Annotated in this window: 20 protein-coding genes, 1 tRNA gene and 1 riboswitch; of the genes, 17 read left to right on the forward strand and 4 right to left on the reverse strand. The window is 52.6% G+C overall.

Annotated elements, in window-relative coordinates:
• Nucleotides 1–9: 9 nt before the first annotated feature.
• On the reverse strand, nt 10–702 hold the full coding sequence (locus WNY38_RS11790) for a response regulator transcription factor (RefSeq protein ID WP_342857537.1): 693 nt from the start codon (nt 700–702) through the stop codon (nt 10–12).
• A gap of 570 nt (nt 703–1,272) precedes the next feature.
• Between WNY38_RS11790 and WNY38_RS11795 the strand changes: the two genes are divergently transcribed.
• Entirely contained in the window at nt 1,273–1,776 is a 504-nt protein-coding gene (locus WNY38_RS11795) for a rhodanese-like domain-containing protein (RefSeq protein ID WP_342857572.1), read from the forward strand.
• Between the two features lie 15 nt (nt 1,777–1,791).
• On the opposite strand, the gene WNY38_RS11800 is transcribed toward WNY38_RS11795, so the two are convergent.
• Nucleotides 1,792–2,334 carry a hypothetical protein gene (locus WNY38_RS11800; protein WP_342857538.1) on the reverse strand — a complete coding sequence of 181 codons (543 nt, stop codon included), beginning with the start codon at nt 2,332–2,334 and terminating at the stop codon, nt 1,792–1,794.
• The gene (gene uvrB, locus WNY38_RS11805; protein WP_342857539.1) at nt 2,334–4,547 is read right to left on the reverse strand and encodes an excinuclease ABC subunit UvrB; all 2,214 of its coding nucleotides are present in this window, start codon (nt 4,545–4,547) and stop codon (nt 2,334–2,336) included. The genes WNY38_RS11800 and uvrB overlap by 1 nt, the downstream gene beginning before the upstream one ends.
• Before the next feature lie 538 nt (nt 4,548–5,085).
• Here uvrB and WNY38_RS11810 point away from each other — a divergent pair.
• Nucleotides 5,086–5,397, forward strand: coding sequence for an ETC complex I subunit (locus WNY38_RS11810; RefSeq protein ID WP_342857540.1), 312 nt, complete (start codon nt 5,086–5,088; stop codon nt 5,395–5,397).
• A 197-nt stretch (nt 5,398–5,594) separates the two neighbouring features.
• A tRNA-Arg gene (locus WNY38_RS11815) sits at nt 5,595–5,671 on the forward strand.
• Between the two features lie 285 nt (nt 5,672–5,956).
• On the opposite strand, the gene WNY38_RS11820 is transcribed toward WNY38_RS11815, so the two are convergent.
• Nucleotides 5,957–6,817, reverse strand: a complete 861-nt coding sequence (locus tag WNY38_RS11820; protein ID WP_342857573.1) for a hypothetical protein — start codon at nt 6,815–6,817, stop codon at nt 5,957–5,959.
• Between the two features lie 238 nt (nt 6,818–7,055).
• Between WNY38_RS11820 and miaB the strand changes: the two genes are divergently transcribed.
• From miaB to rpsA, 14 genes are all read left to right on the forward strand, one after another.
• Nucleotides 7,056–8,417, forward strand: coding sequence for a tRNA (N6-isopentenyl adenosine(37)-C2)-methylthiotransferase MiaB (miaB, locus tag WNY38_RS11825; RefSeq protein WP_342857541.1), 1,362 nt, complete (start codon nt 7,056–7,058; stop codon nt 8,415–8,417).
• A 258-nt stretch (nt 8,418–8,675) separates the two neighbouring features.
• Complete coding sequence (locus WNY38_RS11830; protein WP_342857542.1) at nt 8,676–9,248, forward strand: OmpA family protein; 573 nt, start codon at nt 8,676–8,678, stop codon at nt 9,246–9,248.
• Nucleotides 9,249–9,259: 11 nt separating this feature from the next.
• Entirely contained in the window at nt 9,260–9,586 is a 327-nt protein-coding gene (locus WNY38_RS11835; protein ID WP_342857543.1) for a hypothetical protein, read from the forward strand.
• Between the two features lie 199 nt (nt 9,587–9,785).
• Complete coding sequence (locus tag WNY38_RS11840; RefSeq protein ID WP_342857544.1) at nt 9,786–10,829, forward strand: PhoH family protein; 1,044 nt, start codon at nt 9,786–9,788, stop codon at nt 10,827–10,829.
• 79 nt (nt 10,830–10,908) lie between these two features.
• Complete coding sequence (gene ybeY, locus WNY38_RS11845; RefSeq protein WP_342857545.1) at nt 10,909–11,403, forward strand: rRNA maturation RNase YbeY; 495 nt, start codon at nt 10,909–10,911, stop codon at nt 11,401–11,403.
• A gap of 42 nt (nt 11,404–11,445) precedes the next feature.
• On the forward strand, nt 11,446–12,438 hold the full coding sequence (locus WNY38_RS11850) for a transporter associated domain-containing protein (RefSeq protein ID WP_342857546.1): 993 nt from the start codon (nt 11,446–11,448) through the stop codon (nt 12,436–12,438).
• 1 nt (nt 12,439) lies between these two features.
• Nucleotides 12,440–13,939 carry an apolipoprotein N-acyltransferase gene (gene lnt / locus WNY38_RS11855; protein WP_342857547.1) on the forward strand — a complete coding sequence of 500 codons (1,500 nt, stop codon included), beginning with the start codon at nt 12,440–12,442 and terminating at the stop codon, nt 13,937–13,939.
• Between the two features lie 37 nt (nt 13,940–13,976).
• A riboswitch (SAM-SAH riboswitch) is annotated at nt 13,977–14,028 on the forward strand.
• Nucleotides 14,029–14,035: 7 nt separating this feature from the next.
• Complete coding sequence (metK, locus tag WNY38_RS11860) at nt 14,036–15,217, forward strand: methionine adenosyltransferase (RefSeq protein ID WP_342857548.1); 1,182 nt, start codon at nt 14,036–14,038, stop codon at nt 15,215–15,217.
• A gap of 99 nt (nt 15,218–15,316) precedes the next feature.
• Complete coding sequence (queF, locus tag WNY38_RS11865) at nt 15,317–15,781, forward strand: preQ(1) synthase (protein ID WP_342857549.1); 465 nt, start codon at nt 15,317–15,319, stop codon at nt 15,779–15,781.
• A gap of 98 nt (nt 15,782–15,879) precedes the next feature.
• A complete protein-coding gene (locus WNY38_RS11870) occupies nt 15,880–16,326 on the forward strand; it encodes a DMT family transporter (protein WP_342857550.1) in 447 nt (148 codons plus the stop codon).
• A 73-nt stretch (nt 16,327–16,399) separates the two neighbouring features.
• A complete protein-coding gene (locus WNY38_RS11875; RefSeq protein ID WP_342857551.1) occupies nt 16,400–17,137 on the forward strand; it encodes a tRNA (guanine(46)-N(7))-methyltransferase TrmB in 738 nt (245 codons plus the stop codon).
• Between the two features lie 128 nt (nt 17,138–17,265).
• The gene (gene aroA, locus WNY38_RS11880) at nt 17,266–18,615 is read left to right on the forward strand and encodes a 3-phosphoshikimate 1-carboxyvinyltransferase (RefSeq protein WP_342857552.1); all 1,350 of its coding nucleotides are present in this window, start codon (nt 17,266–17,268) and stop codon (nt 18,613–18,615) included.
• 67 nt (nt 18,616–18,682) lie between these two features.
• Nucleotides 18,683–19,291: a d(CMP) kinase gene (locus WNY38_RS11885; protein WP_342857553.1), complete on the forward strand. Its 609-nt coding sequence runs from the start codon at nt 18,683–18,685 to the stop codon at nt 19,289–19,291.
• 256 nt (nt 19,292–19,547) lie between these two features.
• The gene (gene rpsA / locus WNY38_RS11890) at nt 19,548–21,224 is read left to right on the forward strand and encodes a 30S ribosomal protein S1 (RefSeq protein WP_342857555.1); all 1,677 of its coding nucleotides are present in this window, start codon (nt 19,548–19,550) and stop codon (nt 21,222–21,224) included.
• Nucleotides 21,225–21,559 lie beyond the last annotated feature (335 nt).

Raw genomic sequence — 21,559 nt, forward strand, 5'->3', positions numbered from 1 at the left:
CCCATAGGCTTAGGCGACTTGACGCGTGGGTTCGATTTCGAAAATGCGGTAGCCCAAGCCCCAAACCGTCTCCAGCGTCGTTGCGTCCCCGCCGCAGGCCTCGATTTGATGGCGAATGCGGCTGAGGTAGACGTTGATAATTCGTGAATCCGGCTCGTCGTCCCAAGCGTATAGGTGGTTCATGAAGGCTTCGCGTGTCACCAAAGTTCCGCGGTTGAGCGCCAGCAATTCCAAGATTTCGTATTCTTTGCGTGTCAGCTGCATCATGGTGCCGTCAATCGATGCGGTGTTGCTCAAAGTGTCCAAGGTCAATGCGCCAAGTGAAATGATCGCACTGGAGTATCCAGATGCTCTGCGCACGCCGGCCATGATTTGTGCTGCTGCGACATTCACGTTGCGATCCCCGACGAAAACGTCATCCGCGCCCAGATCAAACGCCAGTTTTTGGGTGTCCCAGTGCGCGTTTTCCATCAACACATAGATCGGCATGCGGGGGTGCCTTGCGCGTAATTCTTTCAACAACGTTGTGCCTTTTACGCCCACCATGTTGAGGTCAAAAACGATTGCCGACTGTGCGCCGAACTTTGCGAAATCTAACAGCTCGTGCCCGTCGTCGACGCGGGTCACGATGAGTCCTGCTTTGGTGAGGCCTGAGGCCAATGCCATCGAATTCCAGTTGGTTTCTGCAAGTAAAATACGCATGTGATGTCCTAACTTTGTATCCCGAAAACGGATCGGAAACGTTGGCCATTCTGGACTGTGCAGGGCGGCATTTTGCGCGCTGATTTAGGTGCTGTGGCATCACAGTTTAAAAGCTCTGATGCAGCATTACCTAAAATAGTGCGCAAATCGGCAAGCATTCAGCAAGGTTTTATTATGGTTAACCCACCCAAATATAAAGTTTTAGTAAAATTTGGTGTGCCGCTTCGTAGACTGTGGCGACACTAAGGCACAGGCAAGAAAATGCTTGGGAAAATGCTTGGAAAAACATGGTAAACTCCATCGCGTTTGATCCTGCAAGCGCAGGTACGCTGTCCCAAAACATGGGTCTCCCACTGAGTCGTAGTGCTTTTAATTCAAATTTGTCGCATACTCTTCTAGATCGCTCACAACGTTTTGCGCGACTTAAGGGAGGAGTTTGCTATGACATTACTTTCAAAACCAGCGACACGCTTGATTGCCGCGGGACTGGTGGCATCTTTGGCCACATCCATGATTGTGACCCAAGCCCAAACACAAGCCGATGGCACCGTCGGTATCACGCCAGATGCCATGCAGTTTGACGTGCCAACGGACACAGGCCCCCAAAGCATTTCGCGCATCCAAGACGAGACCAATATGGTCACGGGTGAATGGGCCCGCACCTCGCGCCCTTGTCCGAATTTCTGCATCCAACCGATGATCCCAGCCGAGGGTGTCTCCACCATTGGCGAATTGGAGCTGATCGCGATGCTGCAAGACCCGACCCAAATGGTGATCGACAGTCGCGTTGAACCAGATTTCAAAGGCGGCGCAATTCCGGGCGCTGTGAACATTCCCTACACCCAAGCCGCTGACCGTTTGGACGAGCTGGGCTGCGAACTTGATTTCGATGGGTTCATCTGTGATGGCGATGCGGTCAAATCCGTGGCGCTGTACTGCAACGGACCATGGTGCGGCCAATCCCCCACCGCCGCCCGCCGCATGATCAAAGCCGGTTTCCCAGCAAAGAAGATTTTCTACTACAGAGGCGGCATGCAAGTCTGGCGGATGCTGGGGCTTACTGTGACGGAGTAGGTGCATTTGGATGGTTCACTCTTCGATCAGCGTATTTGAAATTTCGTCGAGAATATTGGCGTAATCCTGCCAGCTAACTCGATAGAATAGTTGCTTCGTAGAGGAATGTTCTGTGGATGCGACATAAAAACACGGACTTTCGCTGATCGGCGATTTCCAAAGTTGCAGTGGATCCGAATGCAAAATTTGAGAAAATAAGTCGTAGTAAGTCAGGGTTTTGTGGCCATTGACCGAGAATTGGGGTCTTTTGGGGCCGATTTTAGGTTTCTGAGGATCTTTAAGTTCCAAGCATCCCTTTAGGTTCACGTTCTTTCGTCGCAGTTTATCCAATTTAAGACATGTACTGCTCGCAAAATGATACTCGCCAAGGTCTCTTGCGGCAGCCCCATGTTTACCTTCTTCGAGTAAACGGCGTGAGATAGTTGAGCCGATTATTAAGATGTCTGACAACGTAGCTATGTCATCAATTTTAAGGAACTCCTCTGCGATTTTGGCTCGACTTGATCTGACCTTTAATTCATTCGCCCAGTGGCTTTTAGAGCTGAGCAATATACTCATTATTTCCGCCCCCGACGTCCAGCATTCCCGCCACGCATACCGCCTCGGCCTCCGGTTGATCTTCCTGATGCGGTCTTGGCATCCACGACTGCCTTCTCAACATCGGCCTGTTTCGCCAGCGGATCATCGGCGACGGCCAGTTCCACGGCTTCCAACCGTTTAACTTCGTCGCGCAGTCTTGCGGCTTCTTCGAACTCTAGGTTCTCGGCGGCTTTGCGCATATCGGTGCGTAGGCCGTCCAGCACGGTGGCCAGATTGCCCCCTGCAAGCGGCGCATCGATGGTGGCGGTGACGCGGTTCATGTCGACATCGCCTTTGTACAGCCCTGCCAAGACGTCTTCGACGTTCTTTTTTACCGTCATCGGGGTGATGCCGTGTTTCTCGTTATAGGCCATCTGTTTGGCGCGGCGGCGGGTCGTTTCGCCCATGGCGCGTTCCATTGATCCGGTGATTTTATCAGCGTACAAAATCACGCGGCCTTCGGCATTGCGCGCAGCACGGCCAATGGTTTGGATAAGCGAGGTCTCAGAGCGTAGAAAGCCTTCTTTATCGGCATCCAAAATCGCCACCAATCCACATTCGGGAATGTCCAAACCCTCACGCAACAGGTTGATGCCAATGAGCACATCAAAGGCCCCAAGCCGCAGATCGCGCAAAATCTCGATCCGCTCGATGGTGTCAATTTCCGAGTGCATATAGCGCACCCGCACGCCTTGTTCGTGCAGGTATTCTGTCAGGTCTTCGGACATGCGTTTGGTCAGCGTGGTTACCAAAACGCGGGAATTGTTTGCAGCCTGTTTGCGCACTTCGTCCAGCAAATCATCGACCTGTGTGTCCACAGGACGGATTTCCACCACGGGGTCCAAAAGGCCCGTCGGGCGAATGATTTGTTCGGTGAACACCCCGCCCGTGAGTTCCAGTTCCCAATCTTTGGGCGTGGCAGAGACAAACACCGATTGCGGGCGCATGGCGTCCCATTCCTCAAACTTCAAAGGCCTGTTGTCCATGCACGAGGGCAGGCGAAAGCCATGTTCGGCCAGTGTGGTTTTGCGTCTAAAGTCACCTTTGTACATGCCGCCGATCTGCGGCACAGACACATGGGATTCATCGGCAAACACGATGGCGCGATCTGGAATAAATTCGAACAGGGTGGGGGGCGGCTCGCCCGGCGCGCGCCCCGTGAGGTATCGCGAATAGTTTTCAATACCGTTGCACACGCCTGTGGCCTCAAGCATCTCAAGGTCAAAATTGGTGCGCTGCTCAAGGCGTTGGGCCTCTAGCAATTTGCCTTCGTTGTTGAATTGATCAAGCCGCATTTTGAGCTCTTTCTTGATGCTCACGATGGCCTGCTTGATGGTCTTTTGCGGTGTCACATAATGCGAGTTGGCGTAGACGCGCACCTGTTTGAACGTATCGGTTTTCTCGCCGGTCAGCGGATCAAATTCGGTGATGCTTTCCAGCTCTTCGCCAAAGAATGACAAGCGCCAAGCACGGTCATCCAAGTGAGCGGGCCAAATCTCAAGACTGTCACCCCGCACACGAAACGTACCGCGTTGAAATCCGTGATCGTTGCGTTTGTATTGCTGCGCGATGAGATCAGCGATGACTTGGCGCTGGTCGTAATCACCACCCACGCTGAGATCTTGCGTCATCGCGCCGTAGGTTTCCGCAGACCCGATGCCATAGATGCAAGACACAGAAGCCACGATGATCACATCATCACGTTCCAACAAAGCCCGCGTGGCCGAGTGACGCATGCGGTCGATCTGCTCATTAATCTGGCTTTCTTTTTCGATGAAGGTATCAGAGCGGGCCACGTAGGCCTCGGGTTGGTAGTAGTCGTAGTAAGACACGAAATATTCGACAGCGTTTTCAGGAAAAAAGCCTTTGAATTCGCCGTACAGCTGCGCTGCAAGTGTTTTGTTGGGGGCCAAGATGATGGCGGGGCGCTGGGTTTCTTCGATGACTTTCGCCATGGTGAAGGTTTTGCCCGTGCCTGTAGCGCCCAAAAGCACCTGATCGTGTTCGCCCGCATTGATCGCCGCAGATATTTCTTTGATCGCGGCAGGTTGGTCACCTGCGGGTTCAAAATTGGAGTGCATGATGAACCGTTTGCCGCCCTCAAGCTTGGGGCGCGCGGCGATGTCAGGGGCAGGGTTGGACAGAACCGCACTGTCGTCGAGTGTGCGTTTGTCGTTGTGGGCGTAGGCCATGCGGAAAAGTCCTTTAGAGGTTGCCCTATACTTGCGCTGCGGCGGCAAAGGTTCAAGGCTATGACTGGCAAGAACTGTCAGTATAACTTACTGAGTCTGTGAAAAACGGGGCAGGAGGCCTTTTGGGCCCACGTTTCGTCATTGAGATCTAATGTATTTAGGGCAACGTCAGTGCCTTACCCCTCCAAATTTAGATTAGTTAATAAAGGATCACCACTTTAGGGCGAGTTTTATTTAAAATTATACAATCTTAACGGTATTTTTCCTTGCGTAAAAATGGATCGCATTTTAGCTTAATCTGGCAAGCAGCGAAAAAGACTGCTCGACATTGAATGTACACCCCAGCACCCCTCGCTCCGCATTCAAGGTCGGGCAGTCACCCCCTTACCCCTTAAATTTTTGTCTTACGTGCTCATGAGGCATACTTTGGCCTGTTTATGGCGTCATTTGAGGCTTTATCCCGATGATCTAAGCGTGGTTTGACTTGAAATGCATCTCGGAAACAGAGATAACCCGAATAACAAACAAGGAGTCCCCAATGCGCGCCCGTATTTATCAGCCAGCCCGCAATGCAATGCAGTCCGGTCAAGCCAAGACCAAAGACTGGGTTTTGGATTTTGCGCCTGCCAGTGCGCGCGATATTGATCCTTTGATGGGGTGGACCTCCAGCACAGACACACAAGCCCAAGTGCGCATGAAATTCGACAGCAAAGAGGCCGCAATTGCTTATGCCGAAGACAAAGGCATGGCCTTCACAGTGAGTGAGCCACAAAAACGCGCGCATAAAATTCGCAAAGGTGGCTACGGCGAAAATTTCGCGACAGCACGCCGCACGGTTTGGACGCACTGACACCAATGGCAACCACGGTGAAAGGCTCCTTGCTTGCAAAGGGCCTTTTTGTTGCATAAATCGCGCCAGCTTCAAACGCCAAGCGCAGCGATGTTCTGAGGCATGTGCACTTGCGCCACCAAGACCCAATATGAGTCGCATATAGTTGCGATTTCGGCTTGATAATCCCGCGCCAGTCACGCAAAAACGCACACAGTGGTCCCTTAGCTCAACTGGATAGAGCAGCTGCCTTCTAAGCAGCAGGTTTGAGGTTCGAGTCCTCAAGGGATCGCCAATTCTTCATGTTATTGTCGTTCAAGCATAAGCTGACCAATTTGATGTAATCTGGGTATGGTTGTGTCGGGAGGACAGCATCGTCGAGCTGTGCCACAGTGTGGGCATCTTACAAGGCATCTATTGCAAATGGTCGAACGACTTCATGTAGGCGCGGAAGCGATGTTCGGCTGGAGGTAAGGCTCGCGACATGGAAAAAATTTAATTCAAATGAGCGTAACGCGGCTGCAATTGAGGCTTGGGTAGAAACAGCGCCATGTCAATTTTAAACAGCTGTGCCTAGCACTCAAAACCATTGACCCGGCTCCATGAGGCCCAGATCAAGCAGCTGTTGCGAATGCCATTCAAACTCGATCGAGTTGTGCCAGCGGAACGTTTCGATATCAAAGGCCGACCCAGCATTGGACTTTAATGCTTTTGCGGTTCGAAAACTGCCAATGGCGGCTGTGATGTTGTGGTGCCACGGGCATGAAAACGTATTGTATTCTTCCATGTTGAACGTGTGGTCTTCGCGCAGTTCCAGCCCTTTTTGGGATTTGAAAATGGCAATGCGATCAATGCGACGTCGCGTGGCGGGCATGTGTTCTTCAAACCGCCACCGCAGCCCGCCGAAAAAGTCGAGCTGGCGTTCTTTGGGGCCATCAACGGTAGAGCGGCCCAATGCGTAGTAACCAGATTTGTCCAAATGCGCGTCTTCTAAAGAGACTGCATTAGGGGCATCCCCCAAATCGCCCGCGTACAGATCAACCACATAAGTGAGCATTCCAAAGCGGCGCTCTTCAGTATGGAAAATCAACATGTCGCCAACCGTCCGGTTTTCGCAGAACGGATAGAATAAATATTCAGCATTATAGCAATAGTACATCCAGATGCCGGGTGCGGCCGCAATCAAGGCGTTGACCGCGTTGGTCAGCATATTTGGGGCGCGGGTGTCATAGACGACTCTATGGACTTTTAATTCGACTGCTGGTGGTAGGGTTATTGTGTCAGGGCCAAGCAGGATCAAAGATTTGAATCCCAACGATAAATGATGACGCACGCATGTATCGACCTCGATAAGGTCTTCGGCAAAAACAATCGCCACTGGCCCCTTGGCCAAAGCGCTCGCGCCGTCCTTTAGAAAAGTCTCTAAGCTGTCAAAACGCATCATGTCTCCTGCACACCACATGGTAGTGTTGCCGCTTTCGGTGAAAAAGCCATGAATAACATTGGATTGCAAGCGTTACGGAAACAATTTTTGGTGGAAGAATTGGCAAATTGATCTCACTGGCCAGCTATTGTGCGCTGATGGCCAAATAGACCACGTGCACAGTGGATTGCAAGGCGCTTCGCTTTTGTGTAGCTAGACACAGCAAATACACCTCCTAAACGCACGGATCAATAGCATGTCTGACACCAAGGCTGATACAAAAGCTGAACTTAAAAAGCTGTTCGTAAAAACCTACGGCTGCCAGATGAACGTTTACGATTCCGAGCGTATGGTCGAGGCGCTGGGCGGATCGGGATATGCCGAGGTCAGCAGCCCCGAAGAGGCTGATATGATTTTGCTCAACACGTGTCACATCCGCGAAAAAGCGGCCGAAAAGGTCTATTCAGATCTTGGACGCTATAAAGACATTAAGCTGGCGAACCCGAACCTTAAAATTGGCGTTGCGGGCTGTGTGGCGCAAGCCGAGGGTGAAGAGATCATCCGACGCCAACCCATGGTCGACTTGGTTGTGGGCTCGCAAGCCTATCACCGTCTGCCCGAACTGGAAGCCAAAGTGGGCAATGGCGTTACGGCTGTTGATACGGATTTTCCAGAGATTGATAAATTCACAGCCATGCCAAACCGCCCCAAAGCGCGCCGTGCGCCAGCAGCGTTTTTAACAGTCCAAGAGGGCTGCGATAAATTCTGCGCCTTTTGTGTTGTGCCCTATACGCGTGGTGCCGAAGTGTCGCGTCCAGCGGACCGCGTTCTGCGCGAGGCGCAGGATTTGGTCGAACGTGGCGTGCGCGAGATTACGCTTTTGGGCCAGAATGTTAATGCCTATCATGGTCAGGCGTCAGGCGGCTCGAAAGACACTTGGGGCTTAGCAAAGCTCATTCGTAATTTGGCGAAAGTTGATGGGTTGGAGCGTATCCGTTTCACCACATCTCATCCTAATGACATGGAAGACGACTTAATCGCAGCGCATGGTGATTGCGAAAAATTGATGCCGTACCTGCACCTGCCCGTGCAATCTGGATCGAACAAAATCCTCAAAGCGATGAACCGTAAGCACACGGCCGAACAGTACATCCGCTTGATGGAGCGCATGCGTGAGGCGCGTCCTGACATGGCCTTGTCCGGCGACTTTATTGTTGGCTTCCCTGGTGAGACAGAACAAGATTTCGAAGACACGATGGCGCTTGTGCGTGAGGTTGGCTACGCCTCGGCTTATTCATTCAAATACTCTCCGCGTCCGGGAACACCTGCTGCAGAAAAAGACGATAAAATGGTCGAGCACGATGTGGCTATGGAGCGTCTTCACCGCCTGCAAGCGTTGATTACCGAGCAGCAATATGCGTTCCAAGAAAGCATGGTGGGCCGCGATGTGTCCGTGTTGTTCGAGAAAAAAGGTCGCCTTGAGGGGCAAATGATCGGGAAATCCGAATATCTGCATGCCGTTCACGCCCCCGTTGAAGTGGTCGCAATTGGTGATATCCGTACTGTGAGAATCACCCAAAGCAAGACGAATTCTTTAGAGGGCAAGTTGATCGACTGATCCAAGGTCTTGCTTGCAACGCGACCGATTTGCGCCGGAGCGTTGAAAAAAATGGCACGGCGATTTCCCTAGAATTGACAATGTGGCCACATTTTAGGGATAGTAGCCTGTATCGACACAATATGTGGTGAATTTTCTTCACAACGCCACGAAGTTTGCTATCTTACCCCTATATTTGTGAGTAGAGCGCCAAAACGTGGTTTATGTTGGGGTGTATAGTGAAATACTCCGAAAACGTTAACAAGGGGGACTGAAGACGTGGTAAACGAACTTCTTTCTAAAGGACGAGCAGTACTTGCGGGCTCTTTGATCGCCGCCACGGCTTTCGTTGGAACTGCCGCGCAGGCACAAGTGATTTCTGGTACAGTGAATGGCGAACGCTATGCGCCCACCATTTGGATCGATCCCGATGGATGCGAACACTGGGTCATGGATGACGGTGTTGAGGGCTACATGGACCTTAAAGTTGATCGTCAGGGCAACCCAACGTGTCACCCCGTTCAGGCTTGTGCTGTTATGAATTCAGACCAGCTTTTCGCAACAGATAAGTATACGATTTCTGCGGCGGGTCGCAAACGTCTTACAGACTTCTTCGCGCAAGCGGGTGCCACAGCTTACACTGTCATTGGCCACACAGACAGCCGCGCGTCAGACGAATACAACATGCGTCTGAGCTACAATCGTGCCAATGCCGTTGCGAAAATTGCAACCGGCACAGGCGCACGCATCGCGGATGTTCGTGGGTACGGTGAGCGTATGCCAATCGCGTCCAACGGGACGGCTGCAGGCATGCAAAAAAACCGCCGTGTTGAAATTATCTGTATCAAGTAAGGAGCGAAAGAATGAAAGCTATCAAAGTCATTGCCATTCTTGGTGTCGCTGCTTCCTTGTCAGCATGTGAAAGCGTTGTAACCGAAGGTGTATCCTCTGGTGGAAAACAAGACAAAACAATTGACCGCGGGCTTGACGCCAAGCATCTGTCGCAATTGCAAGCGGGTATCTGGATTGACCCCATTGGGTGTGACCACTGGATCATCGATGATGGTGTAGAGGGCTATTTGTCTCCACGCGTTGACAAATATGGTAAACCCGTTTGTTCAGGTTCTGCTGCTCCAAACACAGCGATTGGTCCGTTTAAATCAGGATCAGTCTTTGGTGACGCGATTTAAGGTTTCGAACATTCAGTTGTTTAAAAGCCGCTCCTTTGGGGGCGGCTTTTTTGTTGATCAGCACTGACAGTAGAACTGACGCGGTGACTAAGGATGCGCCAAATTTTGCACGACTGTGTGAATATTTTGTATCATGGCTTGCGCTGACCACAATCCCTTGGCACCATTGGGTTATAGCCCTTTAGAGTCGGAGAGACATTTGGCCACCAGCGCGCTGACACCCCCGCGAACACAAGAAAACGGTTTTGAAACTCTGCTTGAGTTTGATGATAACCGATCGCTAATTGACCTGTGCGGTGAATACGACCGCAATTTGGCGCAGATCGAAACCAACCTTTCGGTTCAAATTGTACGACGTGGGAATATCTTGGCTGTTATGGGCGAAGAAGAGCCACGCGAACTGGCTTGCTCGACCCTGACAGAACTTTACCTGAAATTGGACGCTGGACGCGATATCGACGAAGGCGAGATCGCCGGAACCATTCGCATGGGCAAAGGCAACAAAGCTCAGTCTGGTAAAGTGGATGCGCGTCGTGGTGATGGTGCGTTCCCAGCCGACCAAATCGAGATGTTCAAAGGCACGGGCTCTGAGATCAAAACCCGTAAGAAAACGATTGAGCCGCGCACTCAAGCGCAAAAAACCTATGTAGAAAGCCTGTACAACAACGAATTGGCCTTTGGCATTGGGCCTGCGGGTACGGGCAAGACGTATCTGGCTGTGGCCGTGGGCGTGAATATGTTCATCAACGGCCATGTGGACAAAATCATTCTATCGCGCCCTGCTGTGGAAGCAGGCGAACGTTTGGGCTTTTTGCCGGGTGATATGGGCGAAAAAGTCGATCCTTACATGCAGCCGCTTTATGATGCGCTGGATGATTTTTTGCCTGCCAAGTTGATTTCGAAACTCAAAGAAGAAAAAACCATCGAAATCGCGCCGCTGGCCTTTATGCGTGGTCGCACCTTGAGCCGCGCGTTTGTGGTTTTGGATGAAGCACAAAATGCCACGACGATGCAAATGAAGATGTTCCTGACCCGTTTGGGCGAGGGCTCTCGTATGGTGATCACGGGTGATCGCACCCAGATCGATTTGCCGCGTGGCATGGCCTCAGGCTTGCGGGATGCCGAACGGGTTTTGGCGGGGGTTAAAAAGGTCTCGTTCAATTACTTCACCTCTAAAGACGTGGTGCGTCATCCGCTTGTCGCGGCGATCATTGAAGCCTATGAGGCTGATGAGGCAAGATAAGCGGGAGGCCTGGCGGTAGAATTATCCGACTTGCAGCGTTTTTTTTGCTGATGAAGCTTGAACATAAGGCGCTTTGCGTATGCATATAGATATAGATATCGTCGATGCGCGGTGGAACGATGCCCTCGATCTTGAGGCCATATCAGGTGTGGCCTTAAGAACAATATGCAAGCGTTTGGAACTTGATGCAGACGATTGCGAGGTCTCTATTTTGGCTTGCGACGATGCGCGTATCAAAGAGCTGAATGCGGATTTTCGCGAAAAAGATAAAGCCACCAATGTGCTGTCTTGGCCTGCGCAGGAACGTGGCGCAGATGAAGGCTGCGTGCCACAGCTGCCTGAAGCAGATGTCTTTGGCACTATTGAGTTGGGTGATATCGCCATTTCATACGACACATGTGATGCAGAAGCGCGTGATGCAGGCAAGCCGTTTGAGCACCATGTGACCCATTTGACTGTTCACGGAATTTTACATTTGCTGGGTTATGACCATATTAGTGATGCAGATGCATCGCTAATGGAACAACTTGAGTCAGAACTACTTGAAACTTTAGGTATACCTGACCCATATTAGGACATTAGGCCGCATTTCGGCTATCAATTTTGGAAAGGACACATGGGCGACACCGAGCCTGGGTCTTCTACGGCAGCGCATTGCGCGCGCCCAGACCCCAAGAGACTCTCAGAAATGAGCCTCTCTCCGACGCAAGACACACCTGATGTGTATGGCCCCGTGCCAGAAGCTTCTAAACCGAGCTGGATCACACGTGCATTGTCTTCATTCTCATCATCAGACAACGATGTGCCCAGCACAAGTGTGCCGCAACAGCGCGAGCCTGTTCAATTGCGGCGCTTGGGCATGATGAACCTGCGCTCTAAGCGGGTTGATGATGTAGCTGTGCCCAAAGCGGATATGACTGCCGTGCCGTCTGACATCAAGAAAGACGATTTGGTGAGAGTTTTCCGCGAAAGCGGCAATACGCGTTTACCAGTGTACGACGGGACGCTCGACACACCTGTTGGGCTTATCCACCTCAAAGATTTCGCACTTACTCACGGGTTTAACGGCAAGGGTGAAGATTTTGATCTGTCAAAAATGCTGCGCCCGCTGATCTTTGCTCCGCCGTCGATGCCCATCGGTGTGTTGCTGACGAAGATGCAGTCTGATCGTACCCATATGGCTTTGGTCATCGACGAATATGGCGGGGTTGACGGTTTGGTCACGCTCGAAGATTTGGTCGAACAGGTGATCGGCGAAATCGAAGACGAACATGACGTCGATGAAGATGAGCTTTGGACACTGCAGGGCGATGGAATCTATGTGGCACAGGCCAAAACGCCGATGGATGAGTTCGAGAATGAAATCGGGATGCGTCTCACGCCAGAAGACGCCGAAGAAGAGATCGACACACTTGGCGGGTTGGTGTTCTTGCTCACCGGACGCGTACCTGTACGTGGTGAAGTGATCCCCCATGAGTCAGGGGCTGAGTTCGAAATCATCGATGCAGATCCACGCCGGATAAAACGCATTCGTGTGCGCTTACCCAACGCAGCCAAGGCCCCTAAAGCACAGGTTTTGCCCGTCACTCCAGAAACGGCTGAGGCCTAACATGTCGTTGGCGCAGCGCCTTTACGGCGCTGTCCGCGCGCAGCGTTGCATCGCTTTTCTAGCTGGCTTAACGGGGGGGCTTGGGCAAGCGCCCCTACAAGCCTGGCCAATTGCGCTTATCGGGTTGAGTATTGGCGCCTACCTTTTTGTGGGCGCCAAAACGCCCCGCGAATCGGCGGCGCTGGGCTGGTGGCTTGGCTTTGGCACGTTTTTAAGCTCCATTTTTTGGATCGCAGAACCGTTTTTGGTCGAGCCTGCACGCCACGGATGGATGATCCCCTTCGCTTTGTTTGGGATGGCAGGGGGCTTGGCTCTTTTTTGGAGTGCCGCCTTTTATTGTTCCAAACGCTTTGGCGCAGGGCTGTTGACGCTTACGGTCTTTTGGTCGCTAGCAGAACTGCTGCGCGGCTATCTGTTTACCGGTTTTCCTTGGGCCTTGCCTGCCTATATTTGGCTCGACACCCCCGTGGCACAGCTTGCTGCCTTTGTTGGCCCTTATGGCCTCACGGCGTTGACCTTTGGCCTTGCTGCATTGTTTGCTCATGCCTGTTTGGTGCGCACCTTGCGCGCGGCGCTTATCCCCGTTCTGGGATTTGCGGCTTTGCTTGGTTTGGGCGCGTGGCACCTCAATTCACCTGTGCCACAGGATACACCCCACAGTTTGCGCATCGTCCAACCCAATGCGACACAACACCTCAAATGGGACCCCGCTTATATTCCTATCTTTTTCGAGCGCGCCTTGGATTTGTCGGCTCCAGAAGGTGCTGATCTGGTCATTTGGCCCGAAACATCGATACCGACTCCTCTTTATGCAGCTGAGACTTATCTTGAACTGGTGGCTGAGCGCTCTGGGGCCGCAACAGCTGTCGTTGGCCTGCAACGTGTTGAAGGCTTTCAAGGGTATAATTCCGCCGCAGTGATTGGCGCGAATGGCACCGTTGAGGCAATTTATGACAAGCGCCATTTGGTGCCATTTGGCGAATATATGCCTTTGCCTAAACTCATGACGGCTATCGGTTTGCGGACGTTCACGGCGCAAGCTGGCTTTGGGTTCTCAGCAGGCCAAGACGAGATGTTGTTCGACTTTGGCGCTTTGGGCAAAGCGTTGCCGTTGATCTGTTACGAGGCGATTTTTCCGCGTGATGCCCGCAGTGTTGAGCGGCCCGATTGGTTGCTACAGATCACCAATGACGCTTGGTTTGGCACTCTAACGGGCCCGCAACAAAGCCTTGCACAAGCCAGATTCCGAGCCATTGAAACCGGCCTGCCGATGGTGCGCGCGGCCAATACCGGCATTTCAGCCATCACTGATGCGCGCGGTCGCATTCAAGCATTTATCCCGTTGGGGCAGGCGGGGGCTGTGACCGCAGCGCTGCCCGCAGCACTGCCGCCTACGTTTTATGCGCGCTTTGGCGAACAGGGCGTTTTTGGTTTTTTAAGCCTTCTTGCGCTAAGTACATATCTGTTGCCACTTGGTCGACGTTCTCGAAAAACAGTTTGACCCTACCAAGGCAGCGCTATATCGCACTTACCATATCGGCCCGCCACAACGGCTTCCTGACGTGATGGGCGACATGAAAAAACGGAGCACCACCCCATGTCTCGTAAAGATTATATTTTCACCTCGGAATCTGTTTCCGAAGGCCACCCCGATAAAGTGTGTGATCGCATCTCCGATGCCGTTCTAGATGCATTTTTGACCGAAGAACCCGAAGCACGGGTTGCAGCCGAAACATTTGCGACCACAGATCGCGTTGTGATCGGCGGCGAAGTTGGCCTGTCTGATCCCGAAAAACTCACCGAATACATGGGGAGAATTGACGGTATCGTGCGCGACTGCGTGCGTGACATCGGCTATGAGCAGGATAAGTTCCATTGGAACACGCTCAAAGTGTCTAACTATCTGCACGAACAATCAGCACATATCGCCCAAGGTGTTGATGCGGCTGGCGATAAAGACGAAGGCGCAGGCGATCAAGGGATCATGTTTGGCTATGCCACGGATGAGACCGAAGCGCTTATGCCTGCGCCGATCCAATACGCCCATGCGATTTTGCGTCGTTTGGCCGAAGTGCGCAAAAACGGTACCGAGCCACGCTTGGGGCCGGATGCGAAATCACAATTGTCTGTGCAATATCGTGACGGCAAACCCGTCGGCATTTCATCCTTGGTTTTATCCACACAGCACCTTGACGAGTCCATGTCGTCAGCAGATGTGCGTGATCTGATCACGCCGTATATTTTGGAGGTCTTGCCCGAAGGGTGGATCACGCCAGAAACTGTGTGGCACGTGAATCCAACAGGTAAATTTGTCATCGGCGGTCCTGATGGTGATGCGGGCCTGACAGGGCGCAAAATCATTGTTGATACATACGGCGGTGCTGCCCCTCACGGTGGTGGCGCGTTCTCTGGCAAAGATCCGACCAAAGTGGATCGCTCTGCGGCCTATGCTGCGCGCTATTTGGCGAAAAACGTTGTGGCGGCTGGCTTGGCCAAGCGCTGCACGATCCAATTGTCTTACGCGATTGGTGTCTCTGCGCCCTTGTCGATCTATGCTGATCTGCATGGCACTGGCGATACAGACCCGGCGCTGATCGAGGCGGCCATTCCAAAGGTTATGGATCTCACGCCACGCGGTATTCGCACCCATCTTGATTTGAACAAGCCAATCTATGCGCGCACGGCAGCATACGGTCACTTTGGTCGCGCCCCTGAGGCTGATGGTGGTTTCTCGTGGGAACGCACTGATTTGGTGCAAGCCCTGATCAACGCAATCTAACAGTCGCGTCATCTGGCATTTTCAAAGGGCGGGGGCAACCTCGCCCTTTTGCTTTGTTTGGGCCAAGGTTAGAATAGGCTAAAATTTCAAAGGTGACCCATGGTTCAAACAGACACAAGCAAACTCACGCAGCTGGGTGGCGCAACAAAATTGCCCAATTCTCCAGACGATGCCCAACTCGAACGGGTGCCGCATACCCATGCAGGCGAGCGTTACGCCGTGCGCTTTACTGCGCCTGAATTTACCTCTCTTTGCCCCATGACAGGTCAGCCTGATTTTGGTCATTTAATGATCGATTACGTGCCGCGTGATTGGTTGGTTGAAAGCAAGTCGCTCAAACTGTTTTTGGGGTCATTTCGCAATCATGGCGCATTTCACGAGGATTGTTCCGTCTATATAGGCAAGAGATTGACGGAATTGTTGGACCCTGAATGGCTGCGCATTGGAGCATATTGGTATCCACGCGGCGGTATTCCGATCGATGTGTTTTGGGCCTCTGGGCCAGAGCCCAAGGATCTGTGGATTCCCGACCAAGGCGTGCCACCCTATCGCGGGCGTGGGTGACTTGCAAAAGCACCTGTTATATGTGTCGATCACGGCCAAGAGCACGCGACAGACGATATCGCAATTGAGTCGCAGAGGCAGTGATTAAGGAAAGAGCTATGTCTGAGAGTTTGCGTGACCCTGTGATGATGTTTTTTGCAGGTATTGGAATACCGATTTTTGCGGCGATGAACGCGCAGCTTGGTGCGCGGTTAGGATCACCCGCAATCGCTGCAGCGATCTTGACATCTGTCGCCTGTGCGGCTGCTTTGACTTATAAAGTGTTTTTCGAGCAAGGAGATGGTTTTGCAAATATCTTTGCGCAGCCATGGTATCTGTTTCTCGGGGGCGTGCTGTTTGCCTTCTATATTGTTTCGATCACGACAATTGCGCCAAGATTCGGCGTGGGAAATGCTGTGTTCGTTGTGCTTTTGGGGCAAATGGTTGCGGCGGCCTTGATAGATCAATTTGGTCTTTTTGGGGCAGTGCAAAACCAGATCACAGCGCTGCGCGGGCTTGGTATAGCAATGATGATTGGCGGATTATTTGTGATCCAACTGGCCTAAGCCGTGCCAAGGTGTCAGCTGTGATGTCAGGCAATGGTTGCCGCCGCGCTAAACCCCTGATAAATCGCTGCCCATGACTGATAAGAACACACCCAAAAAGAGGCCTCCCGGTGCGCACCAATCCGGTGCGCCTTGGCGCAATTTCTATGGCCGCATCCATGGCAAGACGATGAACCAAGCGCAAAAAGACTACCTGGTGGAGGATCTAGATGCGCTGGCCCCTGGTGGCGTGGGGTGGGACGTCAATCCTGATCGCACGCCTATAGACATGGAATCCAAATTCAAAGGCAAACCTGTGTGGCTGGAAATTGGGTTCGGCGGTGGCGAGCATTTGGTGCATATGGGCGACACCTATCCGCAGGTCGAAATCATCGGTTGCGAGCCGTTCATAAACGGTGTCGCTATGCTTTTGGGTAAAATCCGCAAGCTCGGCACGCAAAACATCTGGGTGCATCCCGGCGATGTGCGCGATCTATTTGATGTTGTGCCTGATGAAAGCTTGGAAAAGGCGTTTTTGAACTACCCTGACCCTTGGCCAAAATCGCGTCATCACCGCAGGCGTTTCGTGACGCAAGAACACTTGGTGCCGCTGTTCAAAGCGATGAAGCCGGGCACTGAATTTCGCGTGGCCACAGACATTCCTGATTATGTGCGCCAAACGATGAAAGAGGTGCCAAAGGCAGGGTTTGTCTTTGAAGGCGACCCGAAAGATCTGAATGTGTCTTGGCCGGATTGGATTTCGACGCGCTATGAGCAAAAAGCGCTGCGCGAAGGCCGCACGCCGCATTACATGACGTTCCGCCGCCCCTAAGCGGATGATGCCAAAATTGACCACCAAAGTTGGCTTTATGACGACGACGCGGATGGACCCTATTTTCTGTTTGCGCTATCAATTCTGCAAATGATGTATCAGCGCCCGCGCTGTATGAGGAGAGACCCATGTCCGGCCACGGCACCCCCATTCCGATGACGTCCCGCAAATCTGGCCCTTTGTCTGGCGTGGCCTCTGTGCCTGGCGACAAATCCATTTCGCACCGCGCGTTGATTTTCGGCGCGATGGCCGTGGGTGAGACAAAGATCACTGGCCTGCTTGAGGGCCAAGACGTGTTAGACACCGCCAAAGCCATGCAAGCGCTGGGCGCGGAGGTCGTGGATCACGGCGCAGGCGAATGGTCAGTGCACGGCGTTGGTGTTGGCGGATTTTCCGAGCCTGACAATGTGATCGATTGCGGCAATTCTGGCACCGGTGTACGCTTGATCATGGGCTGTGTGGCCACGTCACCTTTCGCTGTGACCTTTACCGGCGATGCCTCTTTGAACAAACGTCCTATGGGTCGCGTGACCGATCCTTTGGCCTTGTTTGGCACCACGTCTGTAGGCCGTTCCGGCGGGCGCTTGCCGCTGACACTTGTGGGCACTGGCGATCCAACGCCTGTGGAATACTCAACACCAATGCCATCGGCTCAGGTGAAATCTGCCGTGCTTTTGGCGGGGCTGAATGCGCCGGGTAAAACCGTGGTGATCGAAAAGGAAGCCACGCGGGACCACACCGAGCGCATGTTGCGCGGTTTTGGGGCTAAGGTTGTAAGTGAAAAAGTGGCTGAAGGCTACAAGATTACTCTGACAGGTCGTCCCGAATTGAAACCCCAAGTCGTCGCTGTGCCACGCGATCCAAGTTCTGCTGCCTTCCCAGTCTGTGCGGCTTTGATCGTTGAAGGGTCTGACATTATGGTGCCTGGCGTGAGCCAAAACACCACCCGTAACGGGCTGTACACCACGCTTGTTGAAATGGGCGCGGACATCACATTTGAAAATGAGCGCGAAGAGGGCGGCGAGCCTGTGGCCGATCTGCGGGTGAAATACTCTCAGCTTAAAGGCATCGAGGTGCCGCCAGCACGTGCAGCGTCAATGATCGACGAATATCCAATTCTGTCTGTGGTCGCATCCTTTGCGGAAGGCACCACAGTGATGAAAGGCGTCAAGGAATTGCGCGTGAAGGAAAGCGATCGCATTGATGCCATGGCGCGCGGTTTGGAAAAATGCGGTGTTGTAATCGAAGAGGATCAAGACACGCTGATCGTTCACGGGTGCGGCCCCAAAGGCGTCAAAGGCGGCGCGACATGCGCCACCTTTATCGATCACCGCATTGCGATGTCCTTTCTTGTGATGGGGATGGCCTCAAATGAAAAGGTTTCTGTTGATGACGGTTCGCCCATTGCGACGTCGTTTCCTGTGTTCGAGGCTCTGATGGCGGATCTTGGCGCATCAGTTACGCGTTCAAACGTCTGATGCAAAACTTTGGCTTGCGCTCTGCCTGAGCGGTTGCAATGTTTGACGCCTAAATAAGGACAAATGCATGAGTTTTTGTGTAGCGATTGATGGACCTGCTGCGGCAGGCAAGGGGACAGTGTCCCGCGCCGTGGCCGAAACCTTTGGCTTTGCGCATTTGGACACAGGGCTTTTGTACCGCGCCACTGGGGTCAAAACCTTTGAAGGTCTGTCTCCGCTTGAGGCTGCGCAAACTCTGACAGCCGAAGATTTGCAACGCGACGATCTGCGCTCTGGTGATGCAGGTCAAGCGGCCAGCCGTGTGGCTGCCATCGCAGAGGTGCGCGAGGCTTTGGTCGACTTTCAACAGGCTTTCGCGCGCCGCTCTGGTGGCGCTGTTTTGGATGGGCGCGATATCGGCACGGTGATTTGCCCTGAGGCAGATGTGAAACTCTACGTCACCGCCTCAGACGAGGTTCGCGCCGCACGCCGCTTTGCCGAGCTGATTTCTGTTGGCGAAGACACCACCCTTGATCAAGTTTTGCACGACCTGCGCGAACGCGACGAGCGCGATTCCGCCCGCGCCGCTGCCCCGCTTAAACCTGCTGCAGATGCGACCATCATCGACACCTCAAACATGAGCATCGAAGATGCCGTGGCGCAGGTGGTGGCCTTGGTGAAGCTGAGAACGTCCTGAGTTCGCCCTCGATACCCGTTTTGCCAGAGCCCAAATTACCCGAATACCCTTGCATTTAAGGGGATTCGGGGCTAAGTGCTGCCCTGTCTAGAAGACCGTAAGAGTCGCGAGATGCAGAAACGCAGGGCCCAAAGGGAAACCTTTGGCCTTTATTGTTTTGCAAAAGCGCTTTGTTTTCAATGACCAATGCAACCCAAAGACCTGCGGAGACAACCGCACGGCCCGAATAGACGTTTGAAAAGGAAATTGAGACCACATGGCTCAGAACATCACTATGGAAGACTTCGAAGCTCTTCTCGCAGAAAGCTTTGAAATTGACACACCTCAAGAAGGGTCTGTCGTAAAAGGTAAAATCATCGCAATCGAAGCTGGCCAAGCCATCATCGATGTAGGCTACAAAATGGAAGGCCGCGTTGACCTTAAAGAATTCTCCAACCCGGGCGAAGCTCCCTCCATCGCTGTTGGCGATGAGGTTGAAGTGTTCCTCGACCGTGTTGAAAACGCACGTGGCGAAGCTGTTATTTCTCGTGACAAAGCGCGTCGCGAAGAAGCATGGGATCGTCTTGAAAAAGCTTACGCTGCTGAAGAGCGCGTTGACGGTGCTATCTTTGGTCGCGTCAAAGGCGGCTTTACAGTTGACCTCGGCGGCGCCGTGGCCTTCTTGCCAGGTTCCCAAGTTGACGTACGCCCCGTGCGTGACGCTGGCCCACTTATGGGTCTCAAGCAGCCGTTCCAAATTCTTAAAATGGACCGTCGTCGTGGCAACATCGTTGTTTCTCGTCGTGCTATCCTCGAAGAATCTCGTGCAGAACAGCGCGCTGAAGTCATCGGCAACCTTACTGAAGGTCAAGCTGTTGAAGGCGTTGTTAAGAACATCACCGAATATGGTGCGTTTGTTGACCTTGGCGGCGTAGACGGCTTGCTCCACGTCACTGACATGGCATGGCGTCGTGTGAACCACCCATCCGAGATCCTCACAATCGGTGAGAGCATCAACGTTCAAGTGATCAAAATCAACAAAGAGACACACCGTATCTCCTTGGGCATGAAACAATTGCAAGATGATCCTTGGGATGCTGTTGAAGCCAAATTTGCACTCGAAACAGTGCACATGGGTCGCGTCACCAACATCACTGACTACGGCGCATTCGTTGAGCTTGAGCCAGGTGTTGAAGGTCTCGTACACGTGTCTGAGATGTCTTGGACCAAGAAAAACGTACACCCAGGCAAAATCGTTTCTACATCTCAAGAAGTAGAAGTGATGGTTCTGGAAATCGATTCTTCTAAACGTCGCGTATCTTTGGGTCTCAAACAGACTCAACGTAACCCATGGGAAGTGTTCGCTGAAACACACCCTGAGGGCACGCAAGTTGAAGGCGAAGTCAAAAACATCACCGAATTCGGTCTGTTTGTTGGTCTCCCAGGCGACATCGACGGCATGGTTCACCTCTCCGACCTGTCATGGGACGAGCGCGGCGAAGAAGCCATCCAGAACTTCCGCAAAGCGGATGTTGTTAAAGCGGTTGTCACCGAAGTTGACGTTGAGAAAGAGCGTATTTCTCTCTCCATCAAAGCCCTCGACGACAGCTTCTCTGGCGCAGTTGAAGGCGTGAAACGCGGCTCTATCGTAACTGTCACTGTGACAGCGATCGAAGAAGGCGGCGTTGAAGTTGAGTATGAAGGCGCGAAATCCTTCATCCGTCGTTCTGACCTTGCACGTGATCGCGCTGACCAGCGTCCTGAGCGTTTCAACGTTGGCGACAAGCTTGACGTACGCGTGACCAATGTGGACCAAAAGACACGTCGTCTTGGCCTGTCCATCAAAGCACGTGAAATCGCTGAAGAAAAAGAAGCAGTTGAACAGTACGGGTCTTCTGACTCCGGCGCATCCTTGGGCGATATCCTTGGTGCAGCTTTGAAATCTGAAGACTAATATCGCGCAAGCGATACAGTCTTAAAAATTGGACGGCCCTGCGTTTTGCGCGGGGCCGTTTTTTTGTAGCTTTGCTCACATCGCGAAATGTCGAAGGATTGTCAGGCAACGGCCTGTTCAGATTGGTGCTGGATCTGTAGCCCGCAAGCGAATCGTAAAAGTTCGGATGGATAAGTTTGTGCATCCAATCGGTGGTCCCGTACCTTAAAATGCGTACTTTTTCAGAATTTTGACCCAAGATCAGCGCATTAGGGGTGAAAAAACAGACATAGCAGTCAAGGAATCTATTCCACGATGGAAATTCGCGTCCTATAGTCTTGGGAGGTTGCTATGCT

Origin of the sequence: Pacificibacter sp. AS14 (assembly GCF_038899935.1) — a bacterium.
Classification (GTDB): Bacteria; Pseudomonadota; Alphaproteobacteria; order Rhodobacterales; family Rhodobacteraceae; genus Celeribacter.